General features: G+C 68.7%; 11 protein-coding genes. 2 read left to right on the top strand and 9 right to left on the bottom strand.

Annotated features, from left to right (window positions below):
- Window positions 1-230: 230 nt before the first annotated feature.
- The 9 genes from IO29_RS24705 to ngcE form a co-directional block, all read right to left on the bottom strand.
- Window positions 231-1,715 carry an amino acid permease gene (locus IO29_RS24705; protein WP_030381683.1) on the bottom strand — a complete coding sequence of 495 codons (1,485 nt, stop codon included), beginning with the start codon at window positions 1,713-1,715 and terminating at the stop codon, window positions 231-233.
- Between the two features lie 190 nt (window positions 1,716-1,905).
- Complete coding sequence (gene dxs, locus IO29_RS24710) at window positions 1,906-3,837, bottom strand: 1-deoxy-D-xylulose-5-phosphate synthase (RefSeq protein WP_030381682.1); 1,932 nt, start codon at window positions 3,835-3,837, stop codon at window positions 1,906-1,908.
- Window positions 3,838-4,011: 174 nt separating this feature from the next.
- Window positions 4,012-5,313 (bottom strand): sugar ABC transporter permease, encoded by a 1,302-nt coding sequence (locus IO29_RS24715; RefSeq protein ID WP_030381681.1) that lies wholly within the window; start codon window positions 5,311-5,313, stop codon window positions 4,012-4,014.
- Window positions 5,310-6,101 (bottom strand): ATP-binding cassette domain-containing protein, encoded by a 792-nt coding sequence (locus tag IO29_RS24720; protein WP_030381680.1) that lies wholly within the window; start codon window positions 6,099-6,101, stop codon window positions 5,310-5,312. Before IO29_RS24720 ends, IO29_RS24715 begins: the two co-directional genes overlap by 4 nt.
- 240 nt (window positions 6,102-6,341) lie before the next feature.
- Complete coding sequence (locus tag IO29_RS24725) at window positions 6,342-7,460, bottom strand: substrate-binding domain-containing protein (RefSeq protein ID WP_078618427.1); 1,119 nt, start codon at window positions 7,458-7,460, stop codon at window positions 6,342-6,344.
- Window positions 7,461-7,581: 121 nt separating this feature from the next.
- On the bottom strand, window positions 7,582-8,781 hold the full coding sequence (locus tag IO29_RS24730) for an ROK family transcriptional regulator (RefSeq protein WP_030381678.1): 1,200 nt from the start codon (window positions 8,779-8,781) through the stop codon (window positions 7,582-7,584).
- Window positions 8,782-9,017: 236 nt separating this feature from the next.
- A complete protein-coding gene (locus tag IO29_RS24735; protein ID WP_030381677.1) occupies window positions 9,018-9,941 on the bottom strand; it encodes a carbohydrate ABC transporter permease in 924 nt (307 codons plus the stop codon).
- A gap of 4 nt (window positions 9,942-9,945) precedes the next feature.
- Entirely contained in the window at window positions 9,946-10,872 is a 927-nt protein-coding gene (locus tag IO29_RS24740; RefSeq protein WP_030381676.1) for a carbohydrate ABC transporter permease, read from the bottom strand.
- 94 nt (window positions 10,873-10,966) lie between these two features.
- Window positions 10,967-12,448: an N-acetylglucosamine/diacetylchitobiose ABC transporter substrate-binding protein gene (ngcE, locus tag IO29_RS24745; RefSeq protein WP_030381675.1), complete on the bottom strand. Its 1,482-nt coding sequence runs from the start codon at window positions 12,446-12,448 to the stop codon at window positions 10,967-10,969.
- 547 nt (window positions 12,449-12,995) lie between these two features.
- Here ngcE and IO29_RS24750 point away from each other — a divergent pair.
- Together IO29_RS24750 and IO29_RS24755 are read left to right on the top strand one after the other, a co-directional pair.
- Window positions 12,996-16,799 carry a GH92 family glycosyl hydrolase gene (locus IO29_RS24750; protein ID WP_030381674.1) on the top strand — a complete coding sequence of 1,268 codons (3,804 nt, stop codon included), beginning with the start codon at window positions 12,996-12,998 and terminating at the stop codon, window positions 16,797-16,799.
- Window positions 16,800-17,051: 252 nt separating this feature from the next.
- Window positions 17,052-18,599: a pectate lyase family protein gene (locus IO29_RS24755; protein WP_030381673.1), complete on the top strand. Its 1,548-nt coding sequence runs from the start codon at window positions 17,052-17,054 to the stop codon at window positions 18,597-18,599.
- Window positions 18,600-18,621: the final 22 nt, after the last annotated feature.

Raw genomic sequence — 18,621 nt, forward strand, 5'->3', positions numbered from 1 at the left:
GTGCGGGGTGGGGGCGCCGGGTAGTTTTTTCGCCCCCGCCGCCCCTGCCCTTCCCGTCCTTTCAAGGGGCTCCGCCCCTTGGACCCCGGGGGTGCGTGGTCGGGTGCGGGTGGGTGGGGGCCGGTCGCGCAGTTCCCCGCGCCCCTTGCGAGGGCACGGCGAATGCTCGCGCCCCCCGCGGCGCAGCCGCGCAGACAGCACAGCCCCGCGCCCCTGCCCCCCGGCGCCCCCTAATCCGCTCGCTTCGCCGGTGCCAAGCGGCTGTGGCTGCGGCCGTAGAGGAAGTAGACCGCGAAGCCGATGACCATCCAGATCGCGAAGCGGAGCCAGGTCTCGGTGGGGAGGTTGAGCATCAGCCAGAGGGAGGCCAGGACCGAGAGGACGGGGACGACGGGGACCAGCGGGGTGCGGAAGGAACGCTCCAGGTCGGGACGGGTGCGGCGCAGGATGACGACGCTGATCGCGACGACGATGAACGCGAACAGCGTGCCGATGTTAACCAGCTCCGCCAGCTCGCTCAGGCTGGTGAAGCCGGCGACGATCGCGATGATCACGCCGAGCAGGATGGTCGGCCGGTAGGGCGTCTTGAAGCGCGGGTGGGTGTGCGAGAAGAAGCGCGGCAGCAGGCCGTCGCGGCTCATCGCGAAGAACACCCGGGCCTGGCCGAGCAGCAGGATCATGCACACGGTGGTCAGGCCGACCGCGGCGCCGAAGCTGATCAGGCCCGCGAACCAGGGGTGCCCGGTGGCCTTGAAGGCGTCGGCGAGCGGGGCGTCGATGGAGAGCTTGGTGTACTTCTGCATGCCGGTGACGACGATCGACACGGCGACGTACAGCGTGGTGCAGATGATCAGGGAGCCGAGGATGCCGCGCGGCACGTCGCGCTGGGGCACCCGGGTCTCCTCGGCGGCGGTGGCGACGACGTCGAAGCCGATGAAGGCGAAGAAGACGACGGACGCGGCGGTGAAGATGCCCATGACGCCGAAGTTCGAAGGCGCCCAGCCGAAGATGAGCTGGATGAGGGGCGCCTTGAGGTTGCCGCCCGCCTCCACCGGCTGCTCCGGGGGCACGAACGGGTCGTAGTTGCCGCCGTGGATGAAGAAGGCGCCCGCGACGATGACGACCAGGACGACGGCGACCTTGATGGCGACGACGACCGTGGTGACGCGCGCGGAGAGCTTCATGCCGAGCACGAGGATGGCGGTGAGGACCAGCACGAGCAGCGCGGCGAGGATGTCGAAGCCGAACCCGGAGGCGCCGTCCCGTCCGCTGAGCGCCTCCGGCAGGTGCCAGCCGGCGTTGTCCAGCAGTGAGTGGATGTAACCCGACCAGCCGACGGCCACCACCGCCGTGCCCAGCGCGAGCTCCAGGACGAGGTCCCAGCCGATGATCCAGGCGGGGAACTCGCCGAGGGAGGCGTAGGAGAAGGTGTACGCGGAACCCGCGACCGGGACCGTGGAGGCGAACTCGGCGTAACAGAGCGCGGCGAGCGCGCAGACGATTCCGGCCACGACGAAGGAGAGGGAGACCGCGGGGCCCGCGGTGTTCTTCGCCGCCGTGCCGGTCAGGACGAAGATGCCGGTGCCGATGATGACCCCGACGCCGAACACGGTCAGATCGAGGGCGGAGAGGGATTTTCTGAGTGCGTGCTCGGGTTCCTCGGTGTCCCTGATGGACTGCTCGATGTTCTTCGTCCGGAAGAGGGTGTTGCTCACTGGCGTACCTCCCACACTCGTCGTCCCCGGTCCGCCCGGCATGCAGTGATCGGGGCGGGGCGTACATGCGTATGCCCCGGTGTGGCCGGATTCACGCGAAGGAGCCGGTCTCACCACCGTAAAGGCGGGGAGACCGGCTCGCTCCTCGTGCGTGGGTCGGTCGCGTACGGGTTGACCCCTCGTGCGTGGGTCAGTCGCGTGCCGGTTCCTCCACCGGCTCGGCCTCGGCGGTGGGCCGTTCGAAGCGGCCGTCGAGCTTGGAGACGAGCCCGGTGACCTGGCGGGCGATGTCCGGCGCCGTCAGCCCGATCTCGGCCATGACCTCGGCGCGCGAGGCGTGGTCGAGGAAGCGCGGCGGGATGCCGAAGTCGCGCAGGGGTACGTCGACGCCCGCGTCGCGCAGTGCCTGGGCGATCGTGGAGCCGACGCCGCCGACGCGGGAGTTGTCCTCGACGGTGACGACGACCCGGTGGCGCTCGGCGAGCGGGGCCATGGCCTCGTCGACCGGCTTGACCCAGCGGGGGTCGACGACGGTGGTGGAGATGCCCTGCTTGTCGAGGAGCCCGGCGATCTCCAGGCACATCGGGGCGAGCGCGCCGACGGAGACCAGCAGCACGTCGGGCCGGTCGGTGCCGGGCTCGCGCAGGACGTCCATGCCGCCGACGCGGCCCACGGCGGGCACGGCGGGGCCGACGGCGCCCTTGGAGAAGCGGACCACGGTGGGCGCGTCGTCGACGGCGACGGCCTCGCGGAGCTGGGCGCGGACCTGGTCGGCGTCGCGCGGGGCGGCGAGCCGCAGGCCGGGGACGACCTGGAGGATGGACATGTCCCACATGCCGTTGTGGGAGGCGCCGTCGGTGCCGGTGACGCCGGCCCGGTCCAGGACGAAGGTCACGCCGCACTTGTGCAGGGCGACGTCCATCAGGACCTGGTCGAAGGCGCGGTTGAGGAAGGTGGCGTACACGGCGAAGACGGGGTGGGTGCCCGCGTGTGCGAGGCCGGCGGCGGAGACGGCGCCGTGCTGCTCGGCGATGCCGACGTCGTAGATGCGGTCGGGGAAGGCGTCGGCGAACTTCTTCAGGCCGACGGGCTGGAGCATGGCGGCCGTGATGGCCACGATGTCGTCGCGCTCCGTGCCGAGCCGGACCATCTCGTCGCCGAAGACGGAGGTCCAGTCGGCGCCGGCGGCCTTGACCGGCAGGCCGGTGTCGGGGTGGATGGGGCCGATGCCGTGGAAGCGGTCGGCCTCGTCCGCCAGGGCGGGCTGGTAGCCGCGGCCCTTCTCGGTGAGGCAGTGCACGATCACGGGACCGCCGAACCGCTTGGCGCGGGTCAGCGCGGACTCCAGGGCCTCGATGTCGTGGCCGTCGATCGGGCCGACGTACTTCAGGCCCAGGTCCTCGAACATGCCCTGCGGGGTGATGAAGTCCTTCAGCCCCTTCTTGGCGCCGTGCAGCGTCTCGTACAGGGGCCGGCCGACCACCGGGGTCCGCTCCAGGACCTCGCGGGTGCGGGCCAGGAAGCGCTCGTAGCCGTCGGTGGTGCGCAGGGTGGCCAGGTGGTTGGCCAGTCCCCCGATGGTGGGGGCGTAGGAGCGCTCGTTGTCGTTGACGACGATGACGAGGGGGCGGTCCTTGGCGTCGGCGATGTTGTTGAGCGCCTCCCAGGCCATGCCGCCGGTCAGGGCGCCGTCGCCGATGACCGCGACGACGTGGCTGTCGCGCTTCTTGAGCTGGTTGGCCTTGGCGATGCCGTCGGCCCAGCCCAGCACGGTGGAGGCGTGGCTGTTCTCGATGACGTCGTGCTCGGACTCGGCCTGCGAGGGGTAGCCGGACAGGCCGCCCTTCATCTTCAGCCTGGAGAAGTCCTGGCGGCCGGTGAGCAGCTTGTGCACGTAGGACTGGTGGCCGGTGTCGAAGAGGACCTTGTCCTTCGGCGACTGGAAGACGCGGTGCAGGGCGAGGGTGAGCTCGACGACACCGAGGTTCGGGCCCAGATGGCCGCCGGTCTTGGAGACGGCGTCGACCAGGAAGGTGCGGATCTCCTCCGCCAGCTCGTCCAGCTCCTCCAGGGTGAGCCGGTCCAGATCACGCGGTCCCCCGATGCGGGTCAGCAGCGGCACCCGTGCCTCCTTGCAGTAGAGCCGGCAGTTCCAGGCTTGGTTTGGCCCGTCGAGTCTAATGTTCACCAAAGCCACCCGACGCCCACCCCCGACGCGGTACCCCCGCCGCGCCCCGGACATGCCTGTGCCCGGCACCACGGGGGTGCCGGGCACGAGGGGTGACGCCGCCGCGCGCTACGCGCGCCCCGCCGTCTTCTGCGTCTTGCGGGTGACCGAGTCGATGACCACGGTGGTCAGCAGGACCGCCGCCGTGATCATGTACTTCACCGGCTCCGCGATGGACTCCAGTTGCAGGCCGTACTGGATCGAGACGATCACCAGCACGCCGAGCAGCGCGTTCCACGTGCGGCCGCGGCCGCCGAAGAGGGACGTGCCGCCGATGACGGCCGCGGCGATCGCGTTCATCAGCAGGTCACCGGTACCGGCGCTCTGGTTGGCCGAGGCGATCTTGGAGGCCAGGAAGAGGCCGCCGATCGCGGAGAACCCGCCGGCGATCGCGAAGACCGAGATCCGGATGAAGGTGACGTTGATGCCCGCACGCCGGGAGGCCTCGACGCTGCCGCCGAGCGCGAACACCTTGCGGCCGTAGCCGGTGCGGCGCAGCAGGAAGTCGCTGCCCACCAGGAAGGCCAGGAAGATCACCGTGGCCAGGGGCAGGCCCTTGTACTGGTTGTACATCGCGGCCGCGGCGAACGAGATCACCGCGAGCAGGACCGTGCGCAGCACGGTGTCGCTGAGCGGCCGGGACGGGACGCCCGCGGCCTCGCGGCGGCGGTTGCCCAGGAAGGAGCTGACGAAGAACAGCACGACCACGACGATCGCCAGGCCGTAGGCCGCGGCCACGTCCGAGAAGAAGTACGTGGTCAGCTTGCCGATGAAGCCGTCGCTGTCGAGGTTGATGGTGCCGTTCTCGCCGAGCACCTTCAGCATGAAGCCGAGCCAGAACAGCAGGCCGGCCAGGGTGACGGCGAAGGCGGGGGCGCCGAGCACGGCGAAGAAGAAGCCGTGCAGCGCGCCGATGGCCGCGCCAGCGGCGACGGCGAAGAGGACGGCGACCCACTCGGGCCAGCCCTGGTTGACCGCGAGGACGGCCGCGATGGCGCTGGCCGCGCCGCTGACCGAGCCGACCGACAGGTCGATCTCGCCGAGCAGCAGCACGAAGACGATGCCGACCGAGATCATGCCCGTGCCGACCATCGTGACGGAGATGTCACTGAGGTTCTGCGCGGACAGGAAGTTGGAGTTCAGGCTCTGGAAGACGATGCAGATGACGATCAGGCCGATGACGACGGGGATGGACCCCAGGTCACCGCCCTTGATCTTGCGCTTGAACTCGCCGATGTAGCCGGCCAGGCCCTGCTCGCGGACGAGGAGGCGGGGGTCGACGGCGACATCGGCGCCGGCGGCCGCCTCGGGGTTCTCGACCGCTTCGGCGGTGTCCTTCGACACCGTCGCGGACGTCTTGTCGATGCTCACTTCGTGACCTCCCCGTTCGAGCGGGCCGCACGACGGGTGACGGCGTTGTCGGTGGCGCCCGTGATGGCGGAGATGATCTCCTCCTGCGAGGTCGACTTGACCTCGAAGACACCGTTGTTGCGGCCGAGCCGCAGGACGGCCACCTTGTCGGCGACGGCCTTGACGTCGGCCATGTTGTGGCTGATGAGGACCACGGCGAGGCCGCGCTCACGCAGCCGCTCGACCAGGTCGAGGACCTGCGCGGTCTGCTCGACGCCGAGGGCGGCGGTGGGCTCGTCGAGGATGACCAGCTTGGGCTCGCCGAGCATCGAACGGGCGATCGCCACGACCTGGCGCTGACCGCCGGAGAGGGAGGCGATCGGGATGCGGACGCTGGGGATGCGGATGGACAGCGTGTCCAGCAGCTCGCGGGAGCGCCGCTCCATCTCGACCTCGTCCAGGACGCCGAACCTCTTGACCTCGCGGCCGAGGTAGAGGTTGCCGACGACGTCGATGTTGTCGCACAGCGCCAGGTCCTGGTAGACGGTGGCGATGCCCAGCGCCTGGGCGTCGTGCGGTTTGCCGATCGACACGGCCTTGCCGTCCCACTCGATGACACCGTCGTCGATGGGGTGCACGCCGGCGATCGTCTTGACCAGCGTGGATTTTCCGGCGCCGTTGTCGCCCACCAGGGCGACCACCTCACCGGCGTGGACCTCAAGCTCTACGTCGGTGAGCGCCTGGACGGCACCGAACCGCTTGGAGACCCCGCGCAACGCCAGCACGGGCGTAGCGGACACGTGAACCATCTCCTTCGCCGCCTGACCCGGCGGAGAGGTTGTACAGAAGTTGGGGGGATTGTGATCCGTCCGGCGTCCCGCACGAGCTTGCGGGGCTGTTGATCACGGGGCGCCGGACGGAGTACCGGGGGCGTGCCCGTCCCCGTACGGCGGTCCGGGGGTGGACCTTCGTACGGGGGTGGGGCGCGCGGTGCGTCGGGCCGGAAGGACCGCGTGGGCGGTCCTCGGCGGCCCTCGGCCGGCCGGGTGTTACTTGAGGCCGGCCTTGTTGCAGGCGGCCTTGTACTTGGCCGTGCAGATCTCGTCGAGCGTGTAGTAGCCGTCCTTGATGACGGTGTCCTTGATGTTCGCCGTGGTCAGCGAGACGACCGGGATGATGGCCGCGGGGATGCCCTTGGCGCTCTCGCTGTCGACCTTGGTCTTGGCGATGGAGTCCGTGCTCTCGCCCTTGGCCACGGCGACCGCCAGCTCGGCGACGACGTTGGCCTCCTGCGGGTAGGACTTGTAGACGCTCATGTACTGGTCACCGGTGAGGATGCGCTGCACACCGGCGAGCTCGGCGTCCTGGCCCGTGACCGGGACCTTGATGTCGGCGGCCTTCAGGGCGGTGATGGCACCGCCGGCCATGCCGTCGTTGGCGGAGTAGACGCCCGCGATGTTCTTCGCGCCGACGGCGGAGATCGCGGCCTCCATCTCGGAGTTGGCGTTGTCCGGCGACCACTCCTTGGTGTCGTACTCCTTGGCGATGGTCACCTTGCCGTCCAGGGCGGCGTGGGCGCCCTTCTTGAACTGCGCGGCGTTGGGGTCGGTGACCGAGCCGTTGATCATGACGATCTTGGAGGACTTCTTGGCCTTGTCGCCCATGCCCTTCAGCAGGGCCTCGCCCTGGGCCTTGCCGACCTGCTCGTTGTCGAACGAGGTGTAGCCGCTGATCGGGCCCTCGGCCAGGCGGTCGTAGGCGACGACCTTGATGCCGTTGTCCACGGCCTTCTGAATCGAGTTCTTGATGGCCTTGGAGTCCACCGCGTCGACGATGAGGACGTCCACCTTGTTGGTGATCATCGTGTCGACCTGCTGCGACTGAAGGTTGGCGTCCTGCCGCGCGTTGTTGTACAGGACCTTGGCCTTGTTGTTCGTGAGCTCCTTGATCTTCTTCTCGATCAGGGGCTTGTCGAACTTCTCGTACCGCGCGGTCTTGTTCTCCGGCAGGAGCAGGCCGACCGTGATGTTGTCGCCCTTCTTCTTCGCCGAGGACGAGGAGTCGGAGTCGCTGTCCTTGGACTCCTTGGCGCTGCCACAGGCCGCGAGAGAGACGGCCATGGCACCGGCGGCGACCGCGAAGGCGGCGCGACGCATACGCGTGTTCACTTCAGAAACCTCCCTGACGAGGCCGCGACGTTGCGGCCGAGGTGGCTGGAAGTCAACTCGGCCACACGTGCGGCGTCAAGAAGTAAATCCTTAACGAGATGGCAACGGTGCCATCCGTTCTCTAAGTGAAGGCAGGGGTCGCCACGGGGGCGGACCCGTCCAAAAGGGTTGAATCACCCATCTCGCTGAGCGCGAGAGCGAGCGCTCCGAGCACCTCCGCACGGCCCCCCAGGGCCCCCGGAAGCACCGACAGATGCCGGGCGGCACTGGGGATGGCGTAGCGCCCCACGGACTCCCTTATGGGCCCCAGGACGAGCTCCCCGGCCTCGGCGAGATCGCCGCCGAGAACCACTCGGCTGGGGTTCAGCAGATTACAGAGATTGGCCACTCCGCTGCCCACGTGCCGGCCGACATCGGCGATGACCCGCCGGCAGCCCGGGTCGCCGTCCCGCGCCAGCCGGACGACGCCCTCCAGCGTGAGATCGGTGCCGTGGCTGGACCTCAGCAGCGGCAGCACATAGCGCGCCGAGGCGAAGGTCTCCAGGCAGCCGCGGTTGCCGCAGCGGCAGACCGGACCCGACTCGTCGAGTGTGATATGCCCTATTTCGCCCGCCGTGCCGCCCGGACCCCGGTAGATCTTCCCCTGGATCACGAGACCGGCCCCGACACCGCTGGCGACCTTGATGTACGCGAGGTCCTTCACGCCCCGTCCGCTGCCCCAGACCAGTTCGCCCAGGGCACCGAGGTTGGCGTCGTTGTCCACGTGCACGGGTACGCCGAGGCGCTCGCGCAGCTCCTCGCCGGGCCGGGCGCCGGTCCAGCCCGGCAGGATGGCGGTGGAGCCCAGGGTGCCCGACTCCACGTCGATCGGTCCGGGCACGCCGAGGCCGACGCCGGCGATCTTGGCGCGGTCCACGCCGGTCGCCTCGATCAGCCTGCTGACGACCTCCTCGGCCCGGTCGAAGCCCTGGGCGGCGGAGGCGTCGACGTCGAGCGGTTCGGCCTCCTCGGCGAGCACCTGGTGGGCCAGGTTGCCGATGGCGACGCGCAGGTGGGTGTGGCCGAAGTCGACGCCGATGACGATGCCGGCGTCCCCGCTGAGCGAGACGCTGCGGGCCCGGCGGCCGCCGGCCGAGGTGGGGGTGACCTCGACCGTGCCGCCGTTCTTCAGTTCCCGCACGATGTTCGAGACCGTCGCCGCGGAAAGACCCGTGGTCCTCGCGATCTCCGCCTGCGTGAGCGACCCGGCCAGGCGTACGGCACGTACGACCCGCTCCAGGTTGGCTCGGTGCAGCGACGACTGCGACCCTGGAGTCTCCACGACGACCTCCTGCGCGCGGGACCGCTTCGGCGAGGCCCCGTCCGTGTCCAACTAGTGAACTCTAAGCTGAGCCGTTCGGGTTGCCTCCCGTCAAGAGGTTGAACCGTTTCGACACGCGACCGGCCGCCGGGCCGGGACACGCCGGACGGCCGCCCCCGGAGGCCGGGGGCGGCGCGTCACGACGGTCGGGCGCCGGGGCGTCCGGCGCCGTTCTCCCTCGTCAAAGGAGGGTTCGGCTACTTCAGGGCGCCCGCCGTCAGCCCCTGGACCACCTGCCGCTGGAAGACGATGTACGCCGCGAGGACCGGCAGCATCGCCATCACCAGTCCGGCGAAGAGTCCGGACCAGTCACCCTTGTAGCCCTGGCTCGCGGCCAGCTGGACCAGCCCCTGGGTGAGGACCCGCTTGTCGGGATCGGTGTTGAGCACGGTGGGCAGCATGTACTGGTTCCACTGGCCCAGGAAGTTGAAGATTCCCACGCTGACCAGGCCGGGCTTGGCCATCGGCAGCATGATCTGGAAGAACGTACGGGTGTGCGAGGCACCGTCCACGAAGGCCGCCTCCGCCACCGATGTGGGCAGCGTGCGGAAGAACGCGGTCAGGAAGAAGACCGTGAACGGCAGCGAATAGGCGATGTAGACCAGGATCAGCCCGTGAATCGTGTTCAACAGGCCCATGTTGTTCACCACGTAGAACAACGGCACCAGCGCGAGCATGATCGGGAAGCTCATGCCGCCGATGAACAAGTAGTAGATGAACCGGTTGCCCGGGAATTCGAAACGCGCCAGCACGTACGCGGCCATCGAACCGAGCACCAGCGTGCCGATCAGTGAACCGCCCACCACCAGAATGGTGTTGAAGAAGTAATCGCCCATGTGGGCGTCGGTCCAGGCGCGCGACCAGTTGTCGAAGTGGAGTTTGTCCGGCAGCGCCCAGGGCGAGGAGAAAATGGACTTGTCGTCTTTGAAGGACGTCATCACCGCCCAGAGCAGCGGCATCACCACCATGACCGCCCACAGCACGAGCATGCCGTGCGAGAAGGCGTTGAGGACGCCGCCCTCCTTGCGCTCCTTGGGCGGCTTGGCGGCCGGACGGTCGGCCTTGGTCACGGTGACACCGGACTCGGCCGGTACGGGGGCGGGGGTCTCGGTCGTCTTCATGGCTTCAGAACTCCAGCCGCTCGCGCCGGCCCAGCCGCATCACGACCGCCGCGAACAGCAGCGTGACGACGAGCAGGGCGACACCGATCGTGGTTGCGTAGGCGGCCTGACCGTCACGGAAGGCCTTCTGGTAGACGTACAGGACCAGCACGGTGGTCGAATAGTCGGGACCGCCCGGTCCGGTCGTCATGATCTGTACGACCGCGAACGATTCGGCGCCGAGCGCGAGGATGCCCATGTACACCCAGCCGGACTGCACGGTGTCCCACAGCAACGGCAGGGTGATCCTGAAGAAGGTGCTGGCGCGGCCGGCCCCGTCCAGCAGCGCGGCCTCGTAGAGATCCGCCGGGATGGAGGCCATTCCGGCGGAGAAGAGGACGACGAAGAAGCCGACGGTGGACCAGACGAGCACCGCCATCACGCACCACAGCGCGAGGTTCGGGTCGCCCAGCCACAGCGGCTGGAGGCTGTCGAGCCCGAGGCCGCGGAACACCGAGTTGATCGCCCCGCTGTCCGGGTTGTACGCGAAGGCGAACAGCAACGCGACGATGGCGATGGACAGCACCTGCGGGAAGAAGTACACGATCTTGTAGAACGAGGAGCCGCGCACCCCGGTGATGGCCGGACCGCCCCGGCGGCGGCGCCCGCCCACGTTGATCATGAAGGCGAGGAACAGCGCCAGACTGATCGTCACCACCGGCAGCAGCACCGCGAAGAGCAGGCTGTGCTCCAGCGACTTCCAGAAGATGTCGTCGTGGAACATCTTCGTGTAGTTGTCGAAGCCGACCGTCTTGAACTCGGGACTCAGGCCGGTCCAGTCCGTGAACGAGTAGTAGATGGACTGGATGAACGGCCAGATCACGAAGAGCGCGTACAGCCCCAGGGGCAGCGCGAGGAACCCCACGATGAACCGGTACTTGCCGTGCTGCATTGCCACCGACCTCGGTCTCTGGGCGGGTGCCGCCGCCGGTGACGCCCGCGCGGGGCTGTCACCGGTGGCGGCACCGGTGTGCTGAGCGTGCCGCTTACTGGTGCTTGTAGTGCTTGATCGAGTCGTCCTTGGCGGCGGCGTCGGCGTAGCCCTGGATCTTCTTGATGGTCTCCGCCGGGGTGGCCCGGCCGGCCATCATCTCGCCGAGGCCGGAGACGCCGATCTGCTCCTTCTGGAGCTTCACGTACCAGTCCTGGAGCCGCGGGTTCACCACGTTGTCGCCGGCCTTGTCCAGCGCCGCGACACCGGACTTCAGACCCGGCGTCAGGGAGATGCCGTCGGTGCCGCCGTTGAACGCGGTGAGCGACTTGACCTTGGAGGTGAAGTTCTTCGACGAGGCCTCGCTGAGCATGATGCGCAGCTGCTCCATGCCGCCCGCACCGTTCTTGGCCTTGGCCGGGACGATGAACGGCTCGCCGCCGGAGGCCCAGATGGTGCCGAAGGGCATCTTGTCGGAGGAGTCGATGCCGGTGGGCGCGGAGACCGCGAGGTCGAAGTCCTTGGGGATGACGTTGGCGGACTCGTTCTCCACCCAGGAGCCGTTCGGGATGAACAGCGCCTCGCCCTTGGCCCAGGCGGTCTGCGACTGGATGTGGTCAAGGCCGGGGGTGCCCTTGAGGATGTAGCCCTTCTGCTGGAGCTCGTAGTACGCCTCGAAACAGGCCTTGACGGCCGGGTGCTTCCAGGCGTTGGGCTCCAGGTTGTCGATGGCGTCCAGCACCTCGCGGCCGCCGACCTTGCCGATCATCGGGTAGAGCGAGAAGGGGATGTAGTAGGGGTACTTGCCGGCGTAGGTCCAGCCGGCCATGCCCTTCTTCTTCGCCTTCGCACACACCGCGAGCATGTCGTCCCAGGTCTCCGGGTACGTCGCGTCGAGCGAGTCGAGGGCCTTCTGGGAGTACCAGACGCCGTAGACGGTGTAGGCGTAGTACATGATCCACACCGGCTTGCCGTCGAACTGGCCCATCTCGACGATGCCGGGGCGCAGCGTGTCGCGGACCTTCTTGGCCGGGTCGTCGTAGGACGGGGCGTCGAGCAGCGGGCTGAGGTCGGCGAGCTGGTTCTTGCCGACGAGGACGCCCATGTCCATCTGCTCGGCACCGGAGTTGTCGATGAGGTCCGGCGGGGTGCCGCCGTTGAAGCGGGGCTGGAGGGTGGACTGAATCTTCTGGGTGGCGGAGAACTTGACCTTCGCCTTCGGGAAGTCCTTCTCGTAGATCTTGACCGCGTCCTCGGCGTACTCCTTGCCGAAGCCGCCGTCGAAGAGGACGAACTCCATCTGGGCGGTGTCGTTGACGGCGAGCGGGTTCTTGTCGGTCTTCTTGCCCGCCTTGGCCTTCTCCTCGCCGCCCCCGCCGCCGCTGGCACACGCGGAGAGGAAGCCCATGGCGGGGACGGAGACGAGGCCGAGCGCCGCGGAGCGCCTGATCAGGTCGCGGCGGCCGACTCCCGAGGGGGCGATGTGCCCGTCGGTGCCGGTCTTGGGGGAACTGTGCTCGGCGGAAGTGGATCCCATGCTCAAGTCCTCGCCTTCTCCAGGACTCAGGCGGTGAACCGGATCCTTCCCCGGCACCGCGGTGATGTGAAGCTGGGGTCGTGCACGAGGGAACCGAAAGGGACGATACGGCACTCACTCGTGCGCATTGGAGATCCGCCGCCCCCCGATTCCCCCCGGGTCGTGCGTGTCCGTCGGCGCGTACCACGAGGTGACGGGCAGCCGGACGCCGACAGGTATAGTCCACTTCCCCGCGACGGAGCAAGATCGAACGCAAGGTTGACGGACGCCTTTTCCGAGTTGAGACCTCGCGGAAATGTGAGCGGATCTCCGGGTGGCGCGCGGGCGGCGAGCCGCCGGAAATATGCGCTTTCTGTGCGGCCCCCATGCGAAGATCGACAACTCCGCGGCCTCGCCCAATGAGGGAATCAAGGCCTTGGGGGACCCGTATGCCGCAGGCAACACCCTTGACACCGGCGGTCACTTGAACCCCTACTGGTCTCTGCGCGCGAAGTTGACAACGTTGTCCGTTACTTCTTTCCGATTCGCGCAGGAAGGGTTCTCGCGCATGCAGCACAGAGCTCGGCACAGATGGGGTCCCTCGGCGGTCGTGGCAGCGACCGCCTTCGCTCTGGTGGTGGCCTCCCAGGGCGCCGCCGTGGCCCGGCCCGCCGGAGCGGCCAAGGCCGACCGGGAGTTCAGCTCGTCCTTCGAGTCGGGGGACCCGGCCCCGACGTGGGTCAACACCGTCGACACGACGGCCGGTGGCGCCAAGCGCGCCTCGGGCGTCGACGGCGGCTACAGCACCGGCATTCCCGGCAGCGTCACCGACCACGTCACCGGCGTGCGGGCCAGCGCCGAGAACACGCAGGGCGGCGAGGTCAAGGAGAACCTCGTCGACACCGAGCCCACCACCAAGTGGCTGACGTTCGACAGGACCGGCTGGGTCGAGTTCGACCTGGACGCCCCGGTCAAGCTCACCAGCTACGCCCTCACCTCCGCCAACGACGTCGTCGAGCGCGACCCGGCCGACTGGACCCTGAAGGGCTCCACGGACGGCAAGGACTGGAAGACGGTCGACACCCGCACGGGCCAGTCCTTCGCCGACCGGCAGACGACCAACACCTACGACCTGGCCGCGCCGGCCGAGTACCAGCACTTCCGGCTGGACTTCACCAAGAACCACGGTGCGGACATCCTCCAACTCGCCGACGTGCAGTTCTCCGACGGCCATGTCGCCACGACGCCCGAGGACATGCTGAGCCTCGTGGACCAGGGCCCCACCGGGTCCCCCACCGCCAAGTCCGGCGCCGGCTTCACCGGCAAGCGGGCGCTGCGGTACGCCGGCCGGCACAAGGCGGACGGCCGGGCGTATTCGTACAACAAGGTGTTCGACGTCAACGTGCGCGTCGAGCGGAACACGCAGTTGTCGTACCGGATCTTCCCCGCGATGGCCTCCGGTGACCTCGACTACGACGCCACCAACGTCTCCGTCGACCTCGCCTTCACCGACGGCACCTACCTGAGCCGGCTGGGCGCGGTGGACGAGCACGGCTTCCCGCTGACCCCGCGCGGGCAGGGCGACGCCAAGATCCTCTACGTCAACCAGTGGAACGACGTGCTCTCCTCGATCGGCTCGGTGGCCGCCGGGAAGACCGTGGACCGGATACTGGTGGCCTACGACTCCGCCAAGGGCCCGGCCAAGTTCCGCGGCTGGGTGGACGACGTGTCGCTGAAGGTCGCGGCGCCCGAGCGGCCCAAGGCGCATCTGTCCGACTACGCGCTGACCACCCGCGGCACCAATTCCACCGGCAGCTTCTCGCGCGGCAACACCTTCCCGGCCGCGGCGGTCCCGCACGGGTTCAACTTCTGGACGCCGGTGACCAACGCGAGCGTGGAGAACTGGCTCTACGACTACTCCCGCGGCAACAACGACGACAACCTGCCGACCATCCAGGCGTTCAGCGCCAGCCACGAGCCCAGCCCGTGGATGGGTGACCGGCAGACCTTCCAGGTGATGCCGTCGGCCGCCTCCGGCACGCCGGACACCGGCAAGACGGCCCGGCAGCTCCCCTTCCGCCACGAGAAGGAGACCGCCCGCCCGTACTACTACGGCGTGACCTTCGAGAACGGCATCAAGGCGGAGATGGCGCCGACCGACCACGCGGCGGCGATGCGCTTCACCTACCCCGGTGACGACGCGAGCGTCATCTTCGACAACATCGAGGACCAGGGCGGCCTCACCCTGGACAAGGAGAACGGCGTCATCACCGGCTACTCGGACGTGAAGTCCGGCGGCTCGGCGGGCGCGACCCGGCTGTTCCTCTACGGCAGGTTCGACTCCGCGGTCAAGGACGGCTCGTCCTCCGGCGTCACGGGGTACATGCGCTTCGACGCGGGCCACGACCACGCCGTCACCCTGCGCCTGGCGACCTCGCTGATCGGCGTGGACCAGGCGAAGGACAACCTGTCGCGGGAGCTGCCGGACAGCCGCTCCTTCGACTCGGTGAAGCGGAGCGCGCAGCAGGCCTGGGACAAGATCCTCGGCAAGGTCGAGGTCGAGGGTGCCACCTCCGACCAGCTGACCACGCTGTACTCCTCGCTCTACCGGCTGTACCTGTACCCCAACTCCGGCTTCGAGAAGGTGGACGGGAAGTACCAGTACGCCTCGCCGTTCTCCAAGGCGACCGGCGAGAACACCCCGACGCACACCGGCGCGAAGATCGTCGACGGCAAGGTGTACGTCAACAACGGGTTCTGGGACACCTACCGCACCACGTGGCCGGCGTACTCCTTCCTGACGCCCTCCCAGGCCGGTGAGATGGTCGACGGCTTCGTGCAGCAGTACAAGGACGGTGGCTGGACCTCCCGCTGGTCCTCCCCCGGCTACGCGGACCTGATGACCGGCACGTCCTCGGACGTGGCGTTCGCGGACGCGTACGTCAAGGGCGTGAAGATGGACGCCGAGTCGGCGTACGACGCGGCGCTGAAGAACGCCACCGTCGTCCCGCCCTCCTCCGGGGTCGGCCGCAAGGGCATGGCGACCTCGCCCTTCCTCGGCTACACCAGCACCAGCACGGGCGAGGGCCTGTCCTGGGCGATGGAGGGCTACGTCAACGACTACGGCATCGCCCAGATGGGCGCGGCGCTGTACAAGAAGACCCACAAGAAGCACTACAAGGAGGAGTCGGAGTACTTCCTCAACCGCGCCCGGGACTACGTCAACCTGTTCGACTCGAAGGCCGGCTTCTTCCAGGGCAAGGACGAGGACGGCAACTGGCGGGTGCCCTCCGACAAGTACGACCCGCGCGTGTGGGGTTACGACTACACGGAGACCAACGGCTGGGGCTACGCCTTCACCGTGCCGCAGGACGGCCGGGGACTGGCCAACCTGTACGGCGGCAAGGACAAGCTCGCCGACAAGCTGGACACGTTCTTCTCGACCCCGGAGACCGCCTCCGTGGACCTGAAGGGCTCCTACGGCGGCGTCATCCACGAGATGATCGAGGCGCGTGACGTGCGGATGGGCATGTACGGCCACTCCAACCAGGTCGCGCACCACATCACCTACATGTACGACGCGGCCGGGCAGCCGTACAAGACGCAGAAGAACGTGCGCGAGGTGCTCTCCCGCCTCTACACCGGCAGCGCCATAGGGCAGGGCTACCACGGCGACGAGGACAACGGCGAGCAGTCGGCCTGGTACCTGTTCTCGGCGCTCGGCTTCTACCCGCTGGTGATGGGCAGCGGCGAGTACGCGATCGGCTCCCCGCTGTTCAAGAAGGCGACCGTGCACCTGGAGAACGGCCACGACCTGGTCGTCAAGGCGCCGAAGAACAGCACGAAGAACATCTACGTGCAGGGGCTGCGGGTCAACGGCAAGAAGTGGTCGAAGACCTCCCTGCCGCACTCGCTGCTCTCCCGCGGCGGGGTGCTGGACTTCGACATGGGCGCGAAGCCGTCGTCCTGGGGCACGGGCAAGCACGACGCGCCCGTGTCGGTGACGAAGGACGACAAGGTGCCCACGCCCCGGGCGGACGTCCTGAAGGGCGAGGGCGCGCTGTTCGACAACACCTCGGCGACGGAGGCGAGCGCGACGACGGTGGACCTGCCGCTGTCGGGCGGGAGCGCCAAGGCCGCCCAGTACACGCTGACGTCGCCGGCCGACCACACCAAGGCCCCGACGGGCTGGACGTTGCAGGCGTCCAGCGACGGCACGCACTGGCGGACGCTGGACAAGCGGTCCGGCGAGTCCTTCCGCTGGGACCGGCAGACCCGGGCGTTCTCGATCCCGCACGCGCGGTCCTACGCGCACTACCGGCTGGTCCTGAACGGCGAGGCGACCCTGTCGGAGGTGGAGCTGCTGGGGTGACGGCACGGCTGTAGCACGCGAGGGGCGGGCCCGGAGAGTCTTCCGGGCCCGCTCCGCTGTGTGCGTACGGCGCCTTGCCAGGGCGGCGGGGCCGCCCTACTCTCACGGTTGTTCAGAAAGCGCTTTCCCCGCACGGTACTGCTGTCATGCATCGCTCATGCGCGTGGCATAGCAAGGGCTTGAGCGCCCCTGCGGCCCTACGACGGACGTCGGCGAACGTCAGTGAACGTCAACGACAGGGAGAGACGAACCATGAGGAGACCAACCGCACTGCGGCTCCACGCGACGCTGGCCACGGCGGCCCTCGCGGCGGCGGCCGGGGCGTTCGTGGCGATGCCGCCGGCCTCGGCCGCGACCGCCGGCGCGACCGGCTACGCGACCCAGAACGGCGGGACCACCGGCGGGGCGGGCGGGCAGACGGTCCACGCCACCACCGGCACCGCGATCCACCAGGCCCTGTGCGGCCGGGCCAGCAGCTCGACCCCGATCGTCATCGAGGTCGAGGGCACCATCGACCACGGCAACACCAGCAAGGTCTCGGGCGACAGCTGCGACACCGCGGCCGACAGGATCGAGCTGAAGCAGATCAGCAACGTCACGATCGTCGGCGTCGGCGGCGGCGCCGTCTTCGACCAACTGGGCATCCACATCCGGGACTCCAGCAACATCGTCATCCAGAACGTGACGGTGAGGAACGTCAAGAAGTCCGGCTCGCCCACGTCCAACGGCGGCGACGCGATCGGCATGGAGAGCGACGTCCGCAACGTCTGGGTCGACCACGTCAGCCTGGAGGCCTCCGGCGGCGAGGACGAGGGCTTCGACGGCCTCTTCGACATGAAGGACAACACGCAGTACGTGACCCTGTCGTACAGCACCCTGCGCGACTCGGGGCGCGGCGGGCTGATCGGCTCCAGCGAGAGCGACGTCTCCAACAGCTACATCACGTTCCACCACAACCTGTACGAGAACATCGACTCCCGTACACCCCTGCTGCGCGGCGGCACGGCCCACATCTACGACAACTACTACGTGGGCCTGACCAAGTCCGGCATCAACTCCCGGGCCGGCGCGCACGCCAGGGTGGACAACAACTACTTCAAGGACTCCAAGGACGTCCTCGGCACGTTCTACACCGACGCGGCGGGCTACTGGCAGGTCAGCGGCAACATCTACGACAACGTGACCTGGTCGGACCCCGGCGAGGAGAACGACCCGGCGGGCCCGGACCCCCAGTCCAACACCAGCGTCAGCATCCCCTACCCGTACACCCTCGACGACGCCGGCTGCGTGCCGGACGTCGTGACGCGGACGGCGGGCGCCCACACGGGCCTGAAGGTCTCGGACGGCAGCTGCTCCCCGACGACGCCGACGTCCCCCACCCCGGACCCGACGACCTCGACGCCGGACGACCCCGGCACGCCCACGCAGCCCGGCGGCACCAACCTGAGCATCGGCGCCGGCTCCGACGGCTCCGGCAAGGCCTCCGGCACGAGCTACGGCAACGTGCGCGACGGCGACCTGAGCACGTACTGGTCCCCGAACGGCTCGACCGGTGCGGTGTCCATCAAGTGGGGCTCCGCCACGACCGTGTCGAAGGCCGTCATCCGCGAAGCGTCCGGTTCCGAGGGGACGATCGGCGCCTGGCGCCTGGTGAACGCCGACACCGGCACGGTCCTCACGACGGGCAGCGGCGCCGGCACGATCTCGTTCCCCAGCACCGCGGTCCGCAAGCTCACCTTCGACATCACCGGCGCGTCCGGCACGCCGAAGGTGGCGGAGTACGAGACGTACGCGAACTGACGAAGCCCCGCGCCCCCCGAAG

Source organism: Streptomyces sp. NRRL F-6676, assembly GCF_000725625.1.
Taxonomy (GTDB): domain Bacteria; phylum Actinomycetota; class Actinomycetes; order Streptomycetales; family Streptomycetaceae; genus Streptomyces.